This window comes from Actinoplanes solisilvae, from assembly GCF_003999975.1.
Classification (GTDB): Bacteria; Actinomycetota; Actinomycetes; order Mycobacteriales; family Micromonosporaceae; genus Actinoplanes; species Actinoplanes solisilvae.
Map to the genome: position 1 here is coordinate 1 of NZ_RJAC01000023.1, position 19,923 is coordinate 19,923.

Genomic DNA, 19,923 nt, shown 5'->3' on the forward strand with positions numbered 1-19,923 from the left:
ACGTGCGCAGGGCGCATACTGGCGGTGACCTCGTCGGGGGTTTCGGTCGTGTGTGGTAACTCGATCCGAACCCACGACGAGGTTTTTACGTCGCTACGTCCCTCTTCCCGAGTGAGTTACGTACAGAACTTCTGATCAGGCGCTTAGATTTGCGGTTCGACAACGGGGGCCTCATTATCGGCTTGCTCGGCGACGAGTGGGTTCTCGCCGCCGACGCCGAACCGGCGGCCATCACGTCCTATTGGTCCAGGCAACCCTTTGTACACGGCACGAGCCGCTAACGATCGGCTCGCCATCAGCCCAGCAAGTACGCTGTATCCCGCGGCTATCGTCCCGCTTGCCCGCCGAATTCACCGGTGTCCTCTTCTGGCCGCAATTCGCGCGCAGGTCAGAGCGGCCAGGTTTCGCAATCGTCCGGCTTGGGGTAGCCGAGTAGGTTCATCGCCGCCTGGTTGTCGGCCTGCGACCAGAACAGCTGGTGCAACTCGACGGGCAGTTCATCCTGATGGCTGCCAGTGCGACCTCGGCGGAAGAACAGGGCGTCATGCCTCCTTAACTCGTCGAGAGACGGAATGGCGGCCTGCGGCAGCAGACCAAGCGCGGGCGCCACCGTGGCGATGATCGGATTCACCGCCGCCTGCGGGTCACGGATCAGGTCTTCGTACCGCAGGACGACGCGATGCGGCGCCGGTGGTCGCAGCCAGCTGAGAACATTGGTTCCCCAGCTTCCGGTTCCGACCGCGCTCCCTCGTAGAATCTTCGACCGTAGTTCGGCCTGGTAGATATCGGGGTCTTCCTCGCTCGCTTGGCGGGCCCACGAGACTAGGGCGTCACGGCCGTCTCGCACCAGGCAGATGGCCCGATCGTCCTCGTCGACGTCGGCATCACGCTGCCGGTGGGTTTTGACGAAATGGGCCTGGTTGCTCGCCCGCATGTCAGAAAGGCTTCCTGGTCGATCGGTGAACCCGACCAAATCCTTCCCGAGGCGCTCAGCAACACCGTCAACGTCATAGACAGTCGAGGTTCTGATGCCGTAGAGCCGGCGGAGGACGATCCGCAGGAAGGTGTTGCCGGAACGAGGAAACGACGCCACCCACACAATCATCACCGAACCGTAGTCAGCAGCAGAGCGGATGAGCGAGCCGACATCCTCATCTGGCCGCCGAGATTGCGCGCGGCGATGAGGCAGTGCCCAGCTTGCGTACGCTGCCCGGATGCGGATCGACCTGGTTGCTTTGATCGTTGATGAGTACGACCCGGCCATCGAGTTCTTCACCGGTGTTCTTGGGTTCGATCTTGTCGAGGACTCGCCGTCGTTCACCAATGACGGGCGCCCCAAGCGCTGGGTGGTCGTCCGCCCTCCCGCCGCCCAGACAGGCATCCTGCTTGCTCGGGCAGACGGAGAACACCAAGCCGGGGCGGTTGGTGACCAGGCAGCCGGTCGGGTCGGGTTCTTCCTTCGCGTTGACGACTTCGACGCCTCGTATCGAAGGATGACCGAGGCCGGTGTCACGTTTGTTCGTGAGCCCCGCACTGAACCGTACGGCCGTGTCGCGGTCTTCCTCGACATCGCCGGTAATCGGTGGGATCTCCTTGGAGCCCTCCAAGCCGAAGAAGATGGAGCCGGCCACCAAACGCACTGATCTGCCGCCGTGCGAGTGTTCAACCGGGTGCTGACTCTGGTGATCGAGGTTCGGGCTGTCGGCTGAGCCTGGGGGCGTATCGCGGAGGCGCCCCTCACCGCGGGCTGGCGGTCCTGGAGTGCCGCAGGGCAAGGGTGGCGTGGACTTGGGCGAGTTGCGTGGTGGCGGTGAGCATCGCGAGGTCGGCGCCGGGAACGTACGGTTCGTCGGAGTGGTCGTCCTCGTTGATGTTGGTTTGGTAGTCGACCAGGCAGATCTGGTAGAGGCGTTCGGCTTCGGCGGTGAGTTCGGCGACACGGGCAGCATGCTCGTCAGCAGTCATGCCGATCATGGTGTCATCTCGGCCGGCAAAGGCCTGCCGACGGCAGAGGGCGGAGCACCGGTTGCCCGGTGTCTGCGCGAGCCCCGTCGGTCAGACCGGTTGACGACACGACCGGAGGGGCGGGCGTCGCTTCCGGGCCGGTTCTTCATCGGATCTGCACAGGTCGCTCCGATGCTCGCCGCCGTGACAACCACGATCGAGCCGAAGGCCGCCGTCCGCCGGACGAGCCGGCTGCACGCCCTGGACGGGCTGCGGCTGGTGTGCGCCCTGTCGGTGGCCGGCTACCACTACTCCGTCTCGTGGCGGATGGACGCCGTGCACCCACCCGAATACCACCTGCCCACGGCGAGCCACGGGCTGATCTACGGGTTCCTCGGCGTCGAAGTGTTCTTCCTGATCAGCGGTTTCGTGATCGGGATGAGCGCGTGGGGTCGTACGCCGAGGCAGTTCGCGGTGGCCCGCGCCGCCCGGCTCTATCCCGCGTACTGGGCCTGCGTGATCTTGACTGCGGTGGTGGTGACGGTGCGGCCGGTGAGCACGGGGGTGCCGGTCAGTGGTGTGCCGACCGTGGGGCAGGTCGCGGTCAACCTGACGATGCTGGCCGAGCCGTTCGGGTTTCCGCTGGTCGACACCGTCTACTGGACGCTCTGGGCCGAGCTGCGCTTCTACCTGATGTTCGCGCTGCTCGTGGCGTGGGGGCTGAGCTGTCGCCGGGTGGCCGGGTTCGCCACGGTCTGGCTGATCTCGGGCCTGGTCCTGCCCGACTGGGGCGATGTGGTGACGATGCCGCAGTACGCGCCCTATTTCGTCATCGGTCTCGCCCTGTGTTTGATGCGACGGTACGGACCCACCCCTGGCTCTGGGCGCTGATGATCGGTGGCTGGCTGGTGGCCCTGCCCGTCCTGACCCGGAAGGTCGACGAGCTACGGCCCGGTTTCGACGTGCCGATCATTCCCGCACTGCTGCTGTTCACCCTGGCCGTGGCGGTCTGCGCCGCGATCGCGCTGGGCGTGACCGACCACTGGGACGTGCGCTGGCTGGCGACCGCGGGCGCGCTGACCTACCCGTTCTACCTGCTGCATCAGCGCATCGGCTACACGGTGCTGCGCGCCGCCCGCGACCACACCGCGCTGCCGGCCTGGCTGCTCCTCACTCTGATGGCGGGTCTGCTGCTGACGGTCGCGTGGGTGGTTTACCGTTTCGCGGAGAAGCCGCTGCGGAGGCTCCTGGTAGGACGATCGTGAAGGTGCTGCCCGACCCCGGCGTGCTCGTCGCCGTGACGTCGCCGCCGTGGTCGCGCACGATCTGCCGGACGATCGCCAGGCCGAGGCCGCTGCCGCCCGAGTCCCGGCCGCGGGCCGCGTCAGCGCGCCACAGCCGGTCGAAGACCAGCGGCAGGTGTTCGGCCGCGATGCCGACGCCGGTGTCGCTGACCTCGAGCACCGCCCGGTCGCCGTCGATTCGCGAGCGCAGCGTGACCGTGCCGCCCGACGCCGTGGCCCGCAGCGCGTTGACGACCAGGTTGCCGACGGCTTGGCGGATCCGGTCGGCGTCGACGTCGGCGATCAGCGGGCCGTCCGACTCGACCACCAGGTCGGCCCGGTGGGCGGTGCGGACCGTCTCCATCAGCTCGGCCAGGTCGGTCGGGGCCCTGTCGTAGACGAGCGCGCCCGCCTCGGCCAGGGCGAGTTCCTGCAGGTCGTCGACGATGCGCTGGTTGTGGATGACCTCGTCGTGCAGGGAGGCGAACAGCTCGGGGGTGGGTTCGAGCACGCCGTCCTGGATGGCCTCGAGGTAGCCGCGCAGGTTGGTCAGTGGGGTGCGCAGCTCGTGGGCCACGTCGGCGATCAGGCGCCGCTGGTCGGCCTCGGCGGCGCGCAGCGAGTCGGCCATGCTGTTGAAAGCGCGGGCCAGCTCGCCGATCTCGTCGCGACCGTTGTCGGGCACGCGCCCGTCGCGCTCGCCGCGGCCGAGCCGGCGAGCGGCCGCGGTCAGCGTGCCGATGGGGCGCAGCACCCGGCCGCTGATCAGCAGAGCGCCGCCGGTGACGAGCAGCGCGACCACGGCCGTGATCAGCATGATCGGGCGGGTGTCGAGCACGGGTCTCGGCTCGTCGCTGGCGCCGATGGTCAGGAGCAACGGTTGTGGGCCCGATTCCGTCGCCATGACCTGCTTCTGGAAACTCTCCTGCAGGCAGGGAAGCTGCTTCCCGCACTGCTGCACCTCGAGACGGTCGGTCTGGCTCCAGGTCTGGTACCCGAGCTCGATCTTCCGCCGGTCGGGGCACAGGCTCAACGACCGCGGGTCCGCCGGCCGAGGCCACCCGGGCAGGCCCTCGGCGGTCGAGGTGGACTCGAACGCGAAGCCCCGGCGGAATAGGCAGGCGGTGACCGGCCGGTCGATCCGGTATTCGCGGATAGCGTCCACGGTCGTCTTGCCCGGGTCGCGGTCGGCCACGCTCAGCTGCAGCTTCGGGATAGGGTCGACGACCGTGGTGACCGCCTCGGGTGGCCGGGCCGCGCGGCCGTCGAGGTGATCGGTGTCGACGAGCACGACCCCGTCCCGGTCGGCCAGCCTGATCCGCTGGCCGGTCTCGGAGCGCAGCTCGCCGACCGTGTCGCTGACCCCCTCCCAGGTGCCGTCGTGGACCGCCTTGTCGCGCAGGCGGTCGCGGATCAGCATCGTCGTCTCCTGCGAGGCGGCGTCGGCCTCGCGCACCTGGCTGCCGACCTGGCGCAGGATGAGCGCGGCGGTGGCTGCGGTCGCGCCCAGCGCCACCACGGCTACCAGCACGAAGACCCGTACGCGGAAGCTCATGGAAGCGAGAGCCGGTAGCCGCGTCCGTAGACCGTCTGCACGTAGCGGGGCTGGTCGGGATCGTCGCCGAGCTTGCGCCGCAGGTTGCGCACGTGCGCGTCGACCGTGCGTTCCAGCACGAACCTGTCGAACCCGAACGCCCTCTCGATGATCTCGGCCCGGGTGAACGCCCGCCCCGGCGTGCCGGCCAGCACCTCGAGGATGCCGAACTCCTTGGCCGTCAGGGCGACCGGCCGGCCGGCGACGCGCGCCTCGAACCGGCCGATGTCGACCTCGAGGTCCCCGCTGTGCAGCACCGGCTGGTCCTTCTCGCGCAGCGCCCCCGAGCGTCGCAGCAGCGCCCGCACCCGGGCGGCCAGCTCGCGCGGGCTGTAGGGCTTGGTCAGGTAGTCGTCGGCGCCCGCGTCCAGACCGCGCAGCAGATCGTCCTCGGCCGAGCGCGCGGTCAGCATCAGGATCGGAACTTGCGATTCGGCCCGCAGAACTCGGCATGCGGTGATCCCGTCGATCAACGGCATCATCACATCGAGAACGATCAAATCAGGAAGGCGTTCGCGGCACCGTTCGAGAACGGCTTGACCGTCCCTTGCGCAAGCAACCTCATGGCCCTCGCGCCGCAGGTAGGCCGCTGCCACCTCGGCCTGTTTAAGGTTGTCCTCGCCGATCAAGATCTGCACACCCACGAGGTGATCCAAGCAGAGCCCCGCCAATCGGGCACTGGACCGGTTCAGCTATAAACGGTGACCTCAGAGGGGGTGGGGATGTCGGAGTTCGGGGACGGCGCATTGATCGCGTGTGAAAGTCTCGTCCGGATCTATCAGTCCGGACCGGTCGAGGTTCAGGCGCTGCAGGGTCTCGACCTGGTGGTCGAGCGGGGCGAGATGGTCGCCGTCGTCGGCGCCTCCGGGTCGGGCAAGTCGACGCTGCTGTCGATCCTCGCGGGCATCGACGCGCCCACGGCCGGGCGGGCCCGGGTCGACCGGTGGGACCTGCTGTCGATGTCGCGCGCCGACCGCGTGCGCTACCGGCGGCACACGGTCGGTTTCGTGCGGCAGCAGACCGCGAGCAACCTCATCCCCTACCTGACCGCGAGCGAGATGGTCGACCTGCCGATGACCACGGCCGGCGTCCCCGCCCGCGAGCGCCGCCGGCGGACCACCGACCTACTCGGATCGCTCGGCGTCGCCGACTTCGCCGCCCGTCACCCGTCGCAGCTATCGGGCGGCCAGCAGATGCGCGTCGCCATCGCCGTCGCGCTGGCCAATCAGCCCGAGGTGCTCTTCGCCGACGAGCCGACCGGCGAGCTCGACACGGCCACGTCAGCCGAGGTGTTCGGCGCGCTGCGCGACGTCAACCGCGACCTCGGGGTCACCGTCGTCATCGTCACCCACGATCCCGCGGTCAGCGGCCAGGTGGAGCGCACCGTGGCGATCCGCGACGGCCGCACCAGCAGCGAGGTGCTGCGCCGCACCGCGACCGCCGACGACGGAGGCACGCATGTCATCGCCGAGGAGTACGCCGTGATGGACCGGGCCGGACGCATTCAGGTGCCCCGCGACTACCGGGAGGCGCTCGAGCTGACCCGCCGGGTGCGGCTGGCGCTGGAACCCGACCACATCACGATCCGGCCCGACGCGTGAGCGCGCTGCTGACCGTACGGGGCATCGACCGCACGTTCGGTGCGGGCCCGTCCGCCGTGCACGCCCTGCGCGAGGTCACGTTCGACGTCGAACCGGGCACGATGGTGGCCCTGGTCGGCCGCTCCGGTTCGGGCAAGACGACGCTGCTCAACGTCATCGGCGGCCTCGACCGCCCCGACGCGGGCACGGTCGTCGTCGACGGCGACGAGATCACCGGGCTGGACGAGGACGGACTGTCCCGCCTGCGCCGAGAGAAGGTGTCGTACGTCTTCCAGACGTTCGGACTGATCCCGGTGCTCTCCGCGGCCGAGAACGTCGGCGTGCCCCTGCGGCTGGCCAAGGCCGACCCGCGCGAGCGCGAACAGCGCGTACGGCTGCTGCTCGAGCTGGTGGGCCTGGCCGACCACGCGCAGCAACTGCCCGGTGAGCTCTCCGGCGGCCAGCAGCAGCGCGTCGCGATCGCCCGGGCGCTGGCCGCGTCGCCGCGCCTGCTGATCGCCGACGAGCCGACCGGTCAGCTCGACGCCGAGACCGGCCTGGCCGTGATGGGCCTGCTGCGCGGCGTCGTCGAGTCGGAGGGCGTCACGGCGGTGGTCGCGACCCACGACCCCGTCATGATGGCGCTGGCCGACCGGGTCATCCGGATCGCGGACGGCCAGGTTACGTGCTGAGGCTGGTCGTACGGCGGGCCCGCGCGCAGTGGCCGCTGCTGGCCTCCATGCTCACCATCCTGGTCATCGGCGCCACCCTGCTCGGCACGTGCACGCTGCTGATCACCCGCACGTCCGAGCGGGCAGTCGAGGTCTCGGCCGCCCGCGCCGACCCGGACACGGTCACGGCCACCGCGTACATCGGCGCCGTCTCGGCCGAGAACGCACGATCGGTCGCCACCGACGCCCGCGAGGTGCTGACGACGTCGATCGCGCCGTTCACCACGACCACCACCACCCGCGCGTCGTCGGTGCTCCGCGTGCTGCCGGGTGTGGGTCGCGGCGGCTACCTTTCGGCGATCGAGGACCTGCCGTCCCGCGCGGCCCTGATCGAGGGCCGCTGGCCGCGCGGGCACGAGACGGCCGTGCTGCAGAGCACCGCGCGCCTGCTCGGCCTGCGGGTCGGCAGCCGCGTGCACCTCGGCGCCGAACTGGGCATCGGCTCGAACCCGCCGGTCGATCTGACCGTGGTCGCCATCGTGCGTCCGCTGCAGGACACGGGCTGGGACCGCGACCCGCTGGACGGCACCGGTTTCGATCCCGATCCGCTCGAGAGCACCGGGGCCCGGTCGATCAAGGCGTACGGCCCGTTCCTCGTCGATCTCGGCACGCTGCTCGACGGCGGTTCGGCGCTGAGCCGGCTCGAGGTCACCGCCCGCCCCGACCTGTCCGCGCCGACCAAGCGCGGCCTCGACCAGCTCACCGCGTCGCTGCTCGAGGCCAACCGCCGCCTGACCGGCACGCTCGGCGACCGGGTCGAGATCCAACGGGTCGACTCCCCGCTCCCCCGCACCCTGCTCGACGCCCGCAACCAGGGGCAGCTCACGTCGGGTGCGGTGCTGGCCCTGGCGGTCATCGGCCTGCTGCTCACGGCGATCGCGCTGGCCCTGACCGGCCGTCTGACCACCGGCGTACGCACCACCGAGACCGGCCTGCTCGACGCGCTGGGCACCAGCCGCCGCCAGTTCATCGCCACCGCCGCCGTCGAGGCCGGAGCGGTCGCCCTGATCGCCGCCGTCCTCGCGATCCCCGCGTCGTCCTTCCTGTACGCCGCGTTGACGCACCTGTCTCCGCTGTCCGGCGCGGGTCTGGCCGCCGGCGCGACCGTGACCACGACCCAGGTGCTGCTGGTCGTGGCCGGGGCCACCACCCTGGCACTGCTGCACATCGGACTCGGCGCCCGCCCCACCGGCGACGGGGGCGCCGACCGGCACCGCAACCGGGAACTGCTCGCCCGCTCGGGCCTCGACCTGCTGCTGGTCGGGCTGGCCGCGGTCGGCTGGTGGCAGCTACGGGCCCAGCCCTCGGCGGCCGGCTACCGCGCCGACACCGTACGCATCCTGGCCCCGGCCCTGATTCTGGTGGCCGGCTCGGCCCTGCTGCTGCGCGTCGTGCCCCCGCTGCTGCGCGCGGCCGAACGGCTGGCCCTGCGCGGGCGTGGGTTCACGCTGTCGCTGGCCGCCTCGGGCGCCGCCCGCCGCCCGCAGGCCCTGGCCGCCGGGCTGCTGATCTGCCTGGGCTGCGCCGCCGCCACGTTCGGCACGGCGTTCGGCGCGACCTGGCAGACCTCGCAGCACGAGCAGGCCGACCTCTCCGTGGGCACCGACCTCGCCCTGACCCTCACGTCGGCCCCCGCCACCGGCCAGAGCGCGCAGGTCGCCGCGGCCACGGGCGGGATCCTCAGCCCGGTCGCCTCGCAGAACGTCGTGGTCGGCCAGTGGCTCGGCGACGCGACCTCGTCCCCGCGCCTGGTCGCCGTGGACACCCGGCACTCCGGCGCGGTGCTGCGCGGCCACCTCGACCACGGCCGCGACTGGGGCGGGGTGACGCGCCCGCTCGTGCCGTCGGCCCAGGTGGCCGGCGTGCCACTGCCGCAGGACTCCACCCCGCGCCTCACCGGCACCGCCACCGGCGACCGGCCGATCGCCGTGACCCCGCAGCTGATCCTGCAGGACGACGCCGGGCTGCGGACGGCCTGCACCGGCGACACCGTCGTGCTCGACGGCCGCCCGCACGACCTGCCCGGCTGCGCGCGGGTGCCCGGCCTGCGGGTGATCGGCGTCGCGCTGGGCGTCCTCGGCGAGACCGAGATCCAGCACACCAGCGGTATCGACGTCGCCCTGACCCTGCCGGCGGCCGGCGACCGGACACCGTGGACGATCCGCGCCGCCACGCCGGAACTCGACCAGGTCGGCGGTGAGAAGGTCGAGGTCAGCGGGGCAACGATCCGGATGACGGCGGCGGTGAGCTTCGCCGACTCCACGCCGTCGAGCCGTGTGCTGGTCGCCACCGCCTTCGCCGATCCCGGCCCCCTGCCGGTCGTCGTCTCGAGCCGGTTCGCCCGCGACGTCGGCGCGGCGCGCGGGTCCGAGCTGAAGATCGCCGTCGACCAGACCCCGGTCCCGGTGACCATCGCCGCCGTCGTGCCGAACATCCCCTCCGCGCCCGGCGAGGCCGCCATGCTGGCCGACGTGGACTCGCTGACCCGGGCCCTGGCCGTCAGGGGCAACGTCAACTCGCCGGTGACCGCCTGGTGGGTCGGCGAGCCCGCCCACCCCGGCCAGGCGTCGGCCCTGCACCTGGGCTCGGTCACCACCCGCGACGCCGTGGTGGAACGGCTCACCGGCAGCCCGCTGCGGGCGTCGTTCCCGGCCGTGCTGCGGGTGCTGGTCGTCGCGGCCGTCGTCCTGCTGCTCGGCGGGGTGCTGCTGCACATCACGTACGACGTGCAGTTGCGCGCCGTCGAGGTCGCCCGTCTGCGCGGCATGGGGGTGTCGCGCCGGGGGATCCGGGCCGCGCTGCTGGGCGAGCACGCCGTGGTGATCCTGCCCCTGCTCGCGGCGGGCGCGGTGATCGGGGCGCTCGCCACTCGTCTGGTCGCGCCGCTGCTGATCCGGTCCGACACCGGCGCGGCCGCCGTGCCGGCCGCCGAGGCGCACTGGCCCTGGCTCGCCGAGACCGGGCTGCTGGCCCTGCTGGTCGGCGCGTGTGCGCTGGCCGCGGGCGCCGCCGTCGTTGTCCAGGCCCGTCGGGCGGACGCCGCCCATCTGAGGGTGGCGTCATGAAACTCGACCGCTTCGTCCCCGCCGTTCACTGGCCCAGCGTCCGGGGGCGGGCACGCGCCGACGCCGGTCCGCTCCTGCTGGTCGCGGCCGTCGTCGCCGTCGTGGCCCTGCTCGCCGGGGGCACCCCGCCGCTGCTGCGCGGCACGTCCGACGACGCGGTCCGCGACGCGATCCGGCGCGCGCCCGACTCCGCCGCCGTGCAGGTCGACGCCGAGTGGGCCGACGAGTACGGCCCCACCGGTGGCCGCCAGCGCCAGCCGCACCTGGCCGAGGACGTCGACAGCCTCGGCGTCCTGGCCCAGACGTCACTGCTGCCCAGCCTGCAGAAGTCGTTGCGGCCGCCGGTCACGTCGGTTTCCACCGTTTCGCTGGCCATCACCGACGGCAGCGTGCAGCGCCGGCTGCGGCTCGAATATCTGCACACCGCCGCCGGTGGTCCGGTGGTCACCTGGGTCGCCGGCGGACCGCCGCGTGCCTCGACGAAGATCCCGGACATCGAGGTGCCCCTCACCGCCCCCATGTGGCCCATCCAGGTGGGACTCTCGGAGGCCGAGGCGGCCGCGCTGAAGGTGCGCCCGGGCGACAAGGTGCCCGTCCAGGACGACAACCGCAACCCCTATAACGTGCGGGTCAGCGGCATCTTCCGGGCGGCCGACCCGAATGATCCGGCGTGGCAGCTCGCCCCGTGGGCGCTGAACCCGGTGCCGAACGTCGACGGTCTGGGCAGCACCCGGCTCGCCGGTCTGCTCTCGGCCGAGTCCCTGCCCGACGCCCGCCTCGCGTTCCGCACCGACCAGTTGCGCCGGGGTGTGCACTTCGAGACCGACCCCGACTCGCTCACCTGGGAGTCGGCCGAGGCCCTGGCCGCCTCGGTGACCGAGCTCAAGGCCGGTTCCTCCGTGTCGGCCGACTACGGCAACGGGCTGAAGTGGACAACCGCGCTCGACAGCCTGCTGCGCGACGTGCGCGATCAGATCGCCGCCGCGTCGTCGCAGGCGGCCGTCCTGCTGATCGCCGTGCTGGCCGGGGCGCTGCTGGTCATCGGCCTGACCACCGAACTGCTGACCCGGCGCCGGGCGATCGCCCTGGCCACCGCTCGGCAGCGTGGGGCGTCGCTGCCCGCGATCGCCGCCGAGCTCGCCCTCGAGTCGGCCGCCGTCACCGTGCCGGCCGCCGCGCTCGGCCTCGGTCTGTCCGTCGCGGCCACCGGCGGCGCCGCGCTCACCTGGGTCGTGCCGTTCGTGCTGGCCGCCCTGTGCGCGGGCCCGGCCTACGGAGTTCTCGCCGCCGCCCGGGCCACCCGCGATCGGCGGGTCCCGGCCAACCGCAGCGCCCGCCGCTGGGCCGTGCGCACGGTGCTGCTTCGCCGTACGGCCGTCGACGTCGCCGTGCTCGCCCTGGCCGGCGCGGCCCTGGTCGCCCTGCACCAGCGCGGCGTCGTCGCCGGCGGCACCGGGCTGGACCTGCCCGCCGCCGCGCCCGCCCTGGTCGCCGTGGCCGCGTCGCTGCTGCTCGTACGCCTGCTGCCCCGAGCCACGCGGCTCGCGCTGCGGCTGGCCCTGCGGTCCCGGCGGACGTTGCTGCTTTTCGGGACCGCGCGGGCCGCCTCGACCGCGTCCCGGGTGCTGCCCGCCCTCTCCCTGACCGCCGCGATCGCCCTGGCGTCGTTCGCGGTCACCCTGCACGCCACCACCGAGCGTGGCCTCACCGAGGGTGCCTGGCTGACGGTCGGCGCCGACGCCCGCCTCGACCTGCGTTCGGAGACGACCGCCGACGCACCCGAGCTCGCCACCCGGCTGGCCGCGGCCCCGGGCGTACGCCACGCGGTCGCGGCTCAGGTGAACGAGGTCGCGCGGTTCACTGTGAACTCCGTCGCGGTCGACGCGGAACTGATCGTCGTGGACACCGCCGCCTACCGGGCGCTGCTGGCCGACACCCCGCTGCCAGCGCTGCCCGCGGTGGCCACGAAGGGCAGCCCGATCCCGGCCCTGGTCCACACCAGTGACGGCAGCCTCACGCCGGGTGTGAACTTCAGCCTGCTGCGCTCCGGCGACCGGGCCGCCCCGTTGACCGCCGCCGGGTCCGCGCCCGGCGCGGGCAACGTCGTCATCGTCGACGCGGCGGCCGGCCTCGAGTTCGACCCGAACACGATCTGGATCACCGGCCCCGGCGCCGCGAAGGCCGCCACCGACCTGGCCACCGGCGGCCGGCTGACCACGCTCGACAACGCCCTGACCGAGCGCCGCACCGCGCCGCTGACCGCCGGGTTGTTGCGTCTCTACTGGGTCGCCGCGGCCGTCCTGCTGGCCCTGGGCCTGCTCGGGTTCGCGCTCGCGGCGGCGGCGAGCGCCCCGCAGCGGTGGGAGACGCTGGCCCGGCTGCGGACCCTCGGGCTACGGCCGCGCGACACCCAGCGCGTCGCCGCGGCCGAACTGCTGCCGATGGTGGTGTTCGCGGCCCTGTGCGGCCCGCTGCTCGGCAGTCTGCTGGCCCGCGTGACGCTGGGGCCGCTGAACCTGCGGCTGCTGACCGCCCAGACCGAGAACCCCGAGCCGGTCGTGTCCTGGTGGACGGCCGAGCTCGTGACCGTGGCGGCGCTGGCCGTCGTGCTGGTCGTTGTCGTGCTGGCCGAGTCGGCCCTGCGGCGCCGCCGTCGCCTGGGCGAGGTGCTGCGCGTCGGCACTGCCGGATGACCTTCACGGCCTCTTGCCGTACGGGACGGGTCTTGGCATGATCGCGCGCATGTCGATGACCCGCCGTCACGTCCTGGGTGCCGGTGCCGCCGCCCTGACCACCACGATCGCCGGTTGCGGCGAGGAGAAGGGCGCGTGGCTGGGCGAACGGCCGGCCGAAGGCGCGGGCGGTGGGGCTGTCACCGCGGCGGCCGTGCCCGCATACGTCGCGCCGCTCAAGGCGGTGCTGACCAAATACCTGAAGCCGACCACCGCGAATCCGAAGCACCCCACATACGCCGGGGCTGCGCTGGTCGTGATGGTCAACAACGCGACGACGACGAACCTGGCGGTCGGGCACGCGCTGCGCTACGGCGCCGGACCGGTCGAACTGGCCGCGGCGAAGAAGGTCGCGATGCGTACCGACTCGATCTTCGACCTGGCCTCACTGACCAAGGTGTACGTCGCCGTCCTGCTGCTCCAACAGGTCGACCAAGGCAAGATCACCCTGGACGCGCCGGTCAGCAACTACCTGCCCGGTTTCGGCAAGAACACCGTCACCGTACGGATGCTGCTGACCCACACCAGCGGCCTGCCCGTCGGGGTCACCGGCGTGAAAGGCCTGACCGTCGCCGCCCAGCGCGCGAAGGTGCTCGCGACTCCCCTGGTCAGCGGCGCGGTGCCCGGCAAGACGTTCCGCTACTCCAGCGTCGGGTTGATGGTCGCCGCTCAACTCGTCGAAAAGGTCACCGGCCAGACCCTCGAGGCCGCCCTCAAGACCGGCATCACCACCCCGATGGGCTCGACCACCACCGGCTTCAACCCGCTGACCTGGCTGAGCAAGACCGACCAGGCCGCCCGGCTGGCCGCCACCGACGCCCGCACCACCCGCGGCCTGCTGCGCGGCGTGGTCCACGACGACATCGCCGCGCAGATGGGCGGGGTCATCGGCAGCGCCGGCCTGTTCGGCACCGCCCGCGACGTCGCCCTGCTCGGCCAGATGCTGCTCGCCGGCGGCGTCTACGGCGGCAAACGCCTGCTCTCGGTCTCGATCGTCGCGTCGATGCTCAAGAACCACAACGCCGGCAAGCCCGCCGTCGACCCCGAACGGCCCGGCCGCCCCTCCGACCACGGCATGGGCGTCACCCTGCGCCAGCCCTGGTTCATGGGCGCGCTGTCCTCCCCCACCACGTTCGGCCACACCGGCTTCACGGGCACGTCCCTGCTGGTCGACCCCCGCCGCAAACTCGTCGTGTCCCTGATGACCAACCGGGCCCACCCCAACTGGAGCTGGGCGAACCCCGACCCGATGCGGGCCGAGGTCGCCAACGTCCTCGCGAAGTATCTCTGAGCCTCAGGAGGGTCACCGCTGGTGTCAGGACCCGGCGCGCACGGTGAAGGAGTGTGCCCCGGACGCGACGGCGTACACGGCGTAGGCGCCGTCGATGCGCTGGAACACCGCCCGGTTCGAAGCGGAGACGGCGCGCTTGTCGGTCGCCGGGAGCCACACCTCGGCTGTCGTGTTGGCGGGGACGGTCACCGAGAGCGCGAAGCGCCCGTCCTTCTTCGTCCAGGACGTTCGTGCCCAGCCGGCCGGGGTCTCGTACGAGCCGTCGGCCTTGGTCAGGTCGCCCACGGGCTTGGGCTTGAAGACGAGCCGGTCGTAGGCCTGCGATCCTGGGGCGGCCTGGATTCCGGCGATGCCCGCGTGGAACCACTCCTCGATCTGGGCCAGGATCATGTGGTTCTTGGAGTCGCCGCGGCTCCAGCGTTCGCCGATGGTGGTCATGCCGTTCGGGTTGGCCGGGGTCGGTTCCATGAAGTAGCCGTAGCTGGGCTGGTCGTTCTGCTGCAGCACCTCCCAGAGCACGTCGTCGCGGTCACCGTTCATCAGCGCCCGCACGGTCGGGCCCATGCCGATGGTGCCGGCGCTGAAGTGCGGGCCGGTGCCGTTGGGGTGGAAGCTGTAGATCAGTTCGACCAGCGCGTCGAGGACCTTGCCGCGGCTGTCGGCCGGCACCAGGCCCGCGTCGAGGGCGAGAGCCTGAGCCGCCTGAGTCGGGCCTTCGGGGCCGGCGTAACGGCCCGTTTCCGAGTTGAGGAAGGCCCGGTTGAACGCCGCCTTGATCTCCTCGGCCAGCGTCGCATAGCGAGCCGCATCGGCGTCGTGGCCGGTGAGCGTCGCGATCTGTGCCATCGACTGGATCGTCAGGTAATAGCCCCACGTCCCGGTGATCCGCCCGGACACCGGTTCGGCGCTCACCCAGTCGGCCAGCGCGGCGTCCACGTAGTACCCGTCGACGACCTTCTGCCGCTGGATGTAGTCGACGAAGCGCACGAGCCGGTCGTACGAGGCGCTCATTGTGGCGGTGTCGCCGTAGAGCTGGTGCAGGATCGCCGGCACCAGGACGATCGCGTTACCCCAGTTGATCTCGTCGCCGAACCGGCCGCTGTAACCCCAGTCGTACACCGGCGTCTTCAGGGCGACGTTGCCGGCCATCGGCGTGTCGGCGAGCGACTGGCCCTCGACGAGGTGGCGCATCGTCGTACGCATGAAGGCGTTGAGCTGGAAATCGCGGTGAATGGCGCCCATCGGCATCGTGTAGTCGGCCGGGTACGACAACTTCTCGCGCCCGGGGCAGTCGGTGAACACGCTCATGATGTTCGCCGCGAACGAATACCGAGACATCGTGTGGACGCGGTTGACGCGCGCGTTCGACGACGAGAAAGTGCCCGCCACGGGCGTGTTCGCCTGCAGCCGTACGCCGGTGATCAGCTCTTTGGTCGGGGTGAAGCCCTCGGGAAGGCCGGTGACCTGCACCCACTGCATGCCGAAGTAGTTGAACCGAGGGTGCCACGTCTCGGTGCGCCCACCAAAGGTCGTATACGTGTTGAACAGGTCGACGCCGCGGGACCCGCCGCCGCCCATCAGCGAGGCCTGGTTGACCGTGCCGTCGGGGTTGAGCGACTCGGCCGGGGCCATCTTCACGGTCGTGCCGGCGGGAAGGCGCCGCGCGTCGAGGCGGGACCAGCCGACGATGTTCTGCCCGAGGTCGAAGACCCAGGTTCCGGGTACGGGGTTGGTGACCGTGACCGGTGTGAACTCCTCCTGGACGGTGATCGGCTCGGCGGTGCGGGCGACGAGCTTGGTGGCGAGGTTGGGCGGCGGCGCGAACCCGGCGTTGATCCAGCCGGTGGGAGTGCCGTCCCGGCGTTGAGCGGTGGGGCCCAGATCCGCGCCGGGAAGGTTCCAGCCGGGCTGCAAAAGGCGGGCGTCGTAGTCGGAGCCGGAATACCAGGCGTCGGTGACCAGCGGGCCCAGGGCCGTACGCCAGGACCGGTCGGTCACGATCGTCTCGCGGCTGCCGTCGCGGTAACGGATCTCCAGGCGGCCGATGAAGCGCGGGGTGACGGCCGCTCCGGCGGAGGCGTCGCTGGCGGCGATGTTGTTGCCCGAGCCGGTCACCTTCGCGCCGGCAGGGTGAGAGACACCGAGCGCGGGCTCGAAGGTGATGCTGCTGGCGCCGATCGCGGTGATGACGCGGGATTCCAGGCGGTCGCCGCCACCACCGGTGTCGACGTTGATGGTGCCGCCGACGTGATAACCGGTGACCGCGCTGACCTCGACGGTTGTGGCGCCGACGGGCGCGTCTGCGGTCAATGTCCCGTTGCCTTTGAGCTGGCTCTGCCACCACGAATACGGCGACGTGCGCCCGACGGCCGGGTTGGTGACGCTGCGGCGCACGTAGGCCGGGCCGTTGCCGAGCTCGACGCCGACCGCGTTGGCCCCCGCACGCAGCTGGGAGGTCAGGTCGTACGTGCGGTATTCGCTGGAGAGCTGATAGTTGGAGTTGCCCGGGGCGAGGACCTCGTCGGTGATCTCCCGGCCGTTGACGGTGGCGTGGTGCAGACCGACGCCGGAGAGGTAGAGCCGCGCGTCGGCGACCTTCTTGTGCTTCGGCACCGCGAACTGGCGGGCGAAGATCGGCATCGGCTGGTTCTCGGCCCGGTCGGGGTAGTCGATCCAGCGGGCCGTACCCCATTCGGCCTGGTCGAGCAGGCCGGTGGTCCACGTGGACGGTGTGGACCAGGCCGACTGCTTGCGGTGGGCGTCCCAGACCCGCACGCGCCAAGCAACCGTGTCCCGGGAGCGCAGGTCATGACCGAAGCGCACCTGCTGGCGGTCGCCGTTCACCCGGCCGGTGCGCCAGAGCAGCCGCCCGGCGTTCAGGTCACCGACGGTCGCGGCGGCCTGCACCTCGTACGCGGTCTGCCGATCGGCGGCACAGACGCGCTGGCGGCAGTCGCCGGTCTGGCTCATCTGCCACGCGAGGGTGGGCCGGGTGTTGTCGAGGCCGAGCGGGGCGTCGTAGCGACCGTCGACGCTGAGGCGGGCGACGCGCACGCCGCCGCCGGATCCGGAGTGGGCGTTGGCCGGCACGGCGGCTCCGAGGGTGAGCAGTAACGCTGTCGTCAGGAGGATCGCGGGTCTTCTGATCGGGGACATCAGATTCCTTCTCTGTCGAGCCGGCCGCCGGCGGCGACGCGGGCGAAGGCGTGGGCGCTGGGCTTCGGGTGGCGGGTGAAGTCGGTGCGGTCAACGGCGATCAGGCCGAACCGGGGCCGGTAGCCTTCGCTCCACTCGAAGTTGTCGAAGGCGGACCAGTGCAGGTAGCCGCGCACGTCGACCCCTTCCGCGAGGGCCTGGGCGACGGCCGCGAGGTGGCTGTGCAGGTAGGCGACGCGTTCGGTGTCGTCGGTGGTGGCGATGCCGTTCTCGGTGACATACAGGGGCAGGCCGGTGCGGGCGGCGCGGTGCAGCATCTGGCGCAGGCCGTCGGGGTGAACGGCCCAGCCCATCTGGGTTGTCGGCGTGCCCGGCGGTGGCGTGCCGAACCAGGTGGGCGACGTGGAGTCGACCCACTGCTTGCGGTAGTACTGCACGCCGAGCCAGTCGCCGCGGCCGGGGCCGGTCAGCCCGTCGAGGTAGCGGTCGACGATCTCGTGCCGCATCACCTCGCAGAGCTCCTCGTCGCGGTCGTGGGCCGGGGCCAGCAGCGGCAACTGCACGGCCAGCCCGGTCAGCGAGGAAGCCTCCTCGCGTACGGCCCGAACACCGTCGAAGTGGGCGCCCAGCAACGCCTCCCCCGCCCGGCGCCACAGCACGGGATTGGTGATGCCGGGCGGGTGGTAGCCCTCGAGATAGCCGTGCAGCGCGACCATCTGGGGTTCGTTGATGGTGCACACGTACGGCATGAGGTCGCCCAGCTCGCCGGCGACGCGCGCGCTGTAGCGGGCGAAGACGGCGCCCGCGTCCGGGGCGAGCCACCCGCCGCGGGCCGCGAGCCAGCGCGGCAGCGTGAAGTGGTGCAGCGTGACGAAGGCGGTCAGCCCCTCGTCGCGCAGCGCGGTGAGGACCCGCCGGTAGTGAGCCAGCGCCGCCCGGCTGAACTCGCCGGGCGCCGGTTCGATGCGCGACCACTCCAGCGAGAGGCGATGCGCGTTGTGGCCCAGCGAGGACAGCAGCTCGAAGTCCTCCCGGTAGCGGTGGAAGTGGTCGATGCCGTCGCCGGAGGACTCGACGGCCGCGGTGGCCGGGTCGTGTTCGAAATCCCACCAGTCGTTGTTGGTGTTACCGCCCTCGACCTGGTGGGCGGCGGTGGCGCTGCCCCAGAGGAAGTCGACGGGGAAGTCGGTCACGCCGGTGTCCTCTCTCCAGGGCCGCGCGCCGCGGTGACCTATTCGCCCTTCTTGTATTCGGTGTCCATGTCCTTGAGGACCGCGTCGGCGGTGGCCTGGTTGCTGAACACCTCCTGCAGGCCGCTGAGCATGGTCTGCTGCACCTTCGCGTTGGGCCAGAGCTGGTCCATGAACGGCACGGTCCTGTTCTCCTGCACGAACGTGGTCAGTTCCTTGAGTCCCGGGTCGACCGTCGTGCCGGCGTCGGGCAGGGTCGGCAGGCTGCCCTGCTTCTCGTTGAACACCTTCATGCCCTCGGGCGACATCACGAACGTGACGAACTTGAGCGCCAGCTCCTTGTTCTTGGCCTTGGCGTTCACGCCGTAGCCCGCGCCCGCCGCGGCCGGCATGAGGAACGTGGCCGGGTCGTCGGTGGCCGGCAGCGCGGTCATCGTGAACCTGCCGTTCGGATTCTTGCCCTTGAGCAGGCTGATGATCCAGTTGCCCTGCACGATGCCGAGGGTCCTGCCGGTCGCGGCGAGGGTCTGACTGGCCTCATAACTGGTGCCCAGCGGGTTCTTCTGGAAGCAGCCGGCCTTGTTCATGTCCTGGTACTTGGCCATGGCCTGGGTCCAGGCGGAACCGGCGAAGGTGGTCTGCCCCGCGGCGAGCTTGGTGTTGAAGTCCTTGTCCTGACCGAAGACGACGGTGGCAGCGAGAGCATAGAGCACGAGCTGGGTGACCCAGTTGTCCTGAATGCCCAACGCGTACGCGGGAGTGCCCTTGGCGGCGGCGTCGCGGCAGAACGCCAGCATCTCCGTCCACGTCGTGGGCGCCTTCAGGCCCGACTTGGCGAGGGCCTCGTCGTTGTAGACCGCGCCGATGCCGTTGAGCCCGAACAGTGCGTTGTAGGTCTTGCCCTCGAACTGGGCGACGGACTTGAACGAGTCGGGCAGCTTGGCCGCCCACGGCTGGTCGGACAGGTCGAGCAGGTAGCCCGGCTTGGCCAGCACGTAGGTGGCGCCCGGGTTGCCGTTGCCGGGCCAGACGGTCATCACGTCGGGGGCCGTGCCCGAGGCGAGCTGCGTACGGATCTGAGCCTGGTATTGATCCGCGCCGCTGGTCGTGAAGGTGACCTTGACGCCCGGGTTGGCCGCCTCGAACGCCTTGACGACGTCCTCGACCGAGCCCTGGTCGACCGAGGCGAGCGTGAGGGTCTTGTTGTCACCGCCCCCGCTGCCGGATCCGGAGTTGGCGTTGGTGCCGCTGCTGCACGCGGCGGTGAGCAGGACGGCGCCGAGCGCGATGGACAGGCTTTTCTTCATGAGCTCTCCCACGTTGGAGATCAATAAGAGGTGGCGGTGAAGGTGTGGTG

15 protein-coding genes are annotated in these 19,923 nt (G+C 71.2%); 8 read left to right on the forward strand and 7 right to left on the reverse strand.

All coding sequences use genetic code 11. The features are described from left to right. Positions 1-388: 388 nt before the first annotated feature. Positions 389-1,105, reverse strand: a complete 717-nt coding sequence (locus tag EER30_RS37370; RefSeq protein WP_127505940.1) for a sulfotransferase domain-containing protein — start codon at positions 1,103-1,105, stop codon at positions 389-391. 109 nt (positions 1,106-1,214) lie between these two features. Here EER30_RS37370 and EER30_RS37375 point away from each other — a divergent pair, with 109 nt between their 5' ends. Further along, complete coding sequence (locus tag EER30_RS37375) at positions 1,215-1,643, forward strand: VOC family protein (RefSeq protein WP_127505942.1); 429 nt, start codon at positions 1,215-1,217, stop codon at positions 1,641-1,643. Between the two features lie 94 nt (positions 1,644-1,737). Here EER30_RS37375 and EER30_RS37380 read toward each other — a convergent pair whose 3' ends face one another. Then, on the reverse strand, positions 1,738-1,965 hold the full coding sequence (locus tag EER30_RS37380; protein ID WP_240670549.1) for a hypothetical protein: 228 nt from the start codon (positions 1,963-1,965) through the stop codon (positions 1,738-1,740). A 183-nt stretch (positions 1,966-2,148) separates the two neighbouring features. Here EER30_RS37380 and EER30_RS37385 point away from each other — a divergent pair, with 183 nt between their 5' ends. Both EER30_RS37385 and EER30_RS37390 read left to right on the forward strand, forming a co-directional pair. Continuing rightward, positions 2,149-2,835, forward strand: coding sequence for an acyltransferase family protein (locus EER30_RS37385; protein WP_164842617.1), 687 nt, complete (start codon positions 2,149-2,151; stop codon positions 2,833-2,835). Further along, positions 2,790-3,209, forward strand: coding sequence for a hypothetical protein (locus EER30_RS37390; RefSeq protein ID WP_127505948.1), 420 nt, complete (start codon positions 2,790-2,792; stop codon positions 3,207-3,209). Before EER30_RS37385 ends, EER30_RS37390 begins: the two co-directional genes overlap by 46 nt. Here EER30_RS37390 and EER30_RS37395 read toward each other — a convergent pair. Together EER30_RS37395 and EER30_RS37400 are read right to left on the reverse strand one after the other, a co-directional pair. Continuing rightward, positions 3,115-4,782, reverse strand: a complete 1,668-nt coding sequence (locus EER30_RS37395; RefSeq protein WP_127505950.1) for a sensor histidine kinase — start codon at positions 4,780-4,782, stop codon at positions 3,115-3,117. The genes EER30_RS37390 and EER30_RS37395 overlap by 95 nt on opposite strands. Beyond that, a complete protein-coding gene (locus EER30_RS37400; protein ID WP_127505952.1) occupies positions 4,779-5,465 on the reverse strand; it encodes a response regulator transcription factor in 687 nt (228 codons plus the stop codon). Before EER30_RS37400 ends, EER30_RS37395 begins: the two co-directional genes overlap by 4 nt. A gap of 78 nt (positions 5,466-5,543) precedes the next feature. Between EER30_RS37400 and EER30_RS37405 the strand changes: the two genes are divergently transcribed. Genes EER30_RS37405 through EER30_RS37425 form a run of 5 tightly spaced genes read left to right on the forward strand, consistent with a single transcriptional unit; the run spans position 5,544 to position 14,220 of the window. Then, positions 5,544-6,422: an ABC transporter ATP-binding protein gene (locus tag EER30_RS37405; protein ID WP_127505954.1), complete on the forward strand. Its 879-nt coding sequence runs from the start codon at positions 5,544-5,546 to the stop codon at positions 6,420-6,422. Then, the gene (locus tag EER30_RS37410; RefSeq protein WP_127505956.1) at positions 6,419-7,093 is read left to right on the forward strand and encodes an ABC transporter ATP-binding protein; all 675 of its coding nucleotides are present in this window, start codon (positions 6,419-6,421) and stop codon (positions 7,091-7,093) included. The genes EER30_RS37405 and EER30_RS37410 overlap by 4 nt, the downstream gene beginning before the upstream one ends. Beyond that, positions 7,087-10,197, forward strand: coding sequence for an FtsX-like permease family protein (locus tag EER30_RS37415; RefSeq protein WP_127505958.1), 3,111 nt, complete (start codon positions 7,087-7,089; stop codon positions 10,195-10,197). Before EER30_RS37410 ends, EER30_RS37415 begins: the two co-directional genes overlap by 7 nt. Beyond that, entirely contained in the window at positions 10,194-12,890 is a 2,697-nt protein-coding gene (locus EER30_RS37420) for an FtsX-like permease family protein (protein ID WP_127505960.1), read from the forward strand. The genes EER30_RS37415 and EER30_RS37420 overlap by 4 nt, the downstream gene beginning before the upstream one ends. 49 nt (positions 12,891-12,939) lie before the next feature. After that, on the forward strand, positions 12,940-14,220 hold the full coding sequence (locus EER30_RS37425; protein ID WP_240670550.1) for a serine hydrolase domain-containing protein: 1,281 nt from the start codon (positions 12,940-12,942) through the stop codon (positions 14,218-14,220). Between the two features lie 24 nt (positions 14,221-14,244). Here the strand turns inward: EER30_RS37425 and EER30_RS37430 are convergent, their stop codons facing one another. From EER30_RS37430 to EER30_RS37440, 3 genes are read right to left on the reverse strand one after another with little or no spacing between them, the layout of a single operon-like run. After that, positions 14,245-17,376, reverse strand: a complete 3,132-nt coding sequence (locus EER30_RS37430) for an alpha-L-rhamnosidase (protein ID WP_127505964.1) — start codon at positions 17,374-17,376, stop codon at positions 14,245-14,247. Beyond that, positions 17,376-18,569 (reverse strand): glycoside hydrolase family 1 protein, encoded by a 1,194-nt coding sequence (locus tag EER30_RS37435; RefSeq protein ID WP_164842618.1) that lies wholly within the window; start codon positions 18,567-18,569, stop codon positions 17,376-17,378. Before EER30_RS37435 ends, EER30_RS37430 begins: the two co-directional genes overlap by 1 nt. Before the next feature lie 38 nt (positions 18,570-18,607). Then, a complete protein-coding gene (locus EER30_RS37440) occupies positions 18,608-19,873 on the reverse strand; it encodes an ABC transporter substrate-binding protein (RefSeq protein ID WP_127505968.1) in 1,266 nt (421 codons plus the stop codon). Positions 19,874-19,923 lie beyond the last annotated feature (50 nt).

Excerpts from the sequence above, each read along its gene's own strand:
- EER30_RS37370 (WP_127505940.1), bottom strand. The coding sequence starts at position 1,105 with ATGATTGTGTGGGTGGCGTCGTTTCCTCGTTCCGGCAACACCTTCCTG.
- EER30_RS37375 (WP_127505942.1), top strand. The coding sequence starts at position 1,215 with ATGCGGATCGACCTGGTTGCTTTGATCGTTGATGAGTACGACCCGGCC.
- EER30_RS37380 (WP_240670549.1), bottom strand. The coding sequence starts at position 1,965 with ATGACTGCTGACGAGCATGCTGCCCGTGTCGCCGAACTCACCGCCGAA.
- EER30_RS37395 (WP_127505950.1), bottom strand. The coding sequence starts at position 4,782 with ATGAGCTTCCGCGTACGGGTCTTCGTGCTGGTAGCCGTGGTGGCGCTG.
- EER30_RS37405 (WP_127505954.1), top strand. The coding sequence starts at position 5,544 with ATGTCGGAGTTCGGGGACGGCGCATTGATCGCGTGTGAAAGTCTCGTC.
- EER30_RS37420 (WP_127505960.1), top strand. The coding sequence starts at position 10,194 with ATGAAACTCGACCGCTTCGTCCCCGCCGTTCACTGGCCCAGCGTCCGG.
- EER30_RS37425 (WP_240670550.1), top strand. The coding sequence starts at position 12,940 with ATGTCGATGACCCGCCGTCACGTCCTGGGTGCCGGTGCCGCCGCCCTG.
- EER30_RS37430 (WP_127505964.1), bottom strand. The coding sequence starts at position 17,376 with ATGTCCCCGATCAGAAGACCCGCGATCCTCCTGACGACAGCGTTACTG.
- EER30_RS37440 (WP_127505968.1), bottom strand. The coding sequence starts at position 19,873 with ATGAAGAAAAGCCTGTCCATCGCGCTCGGCGCCGTCCTGCTCACCGCC.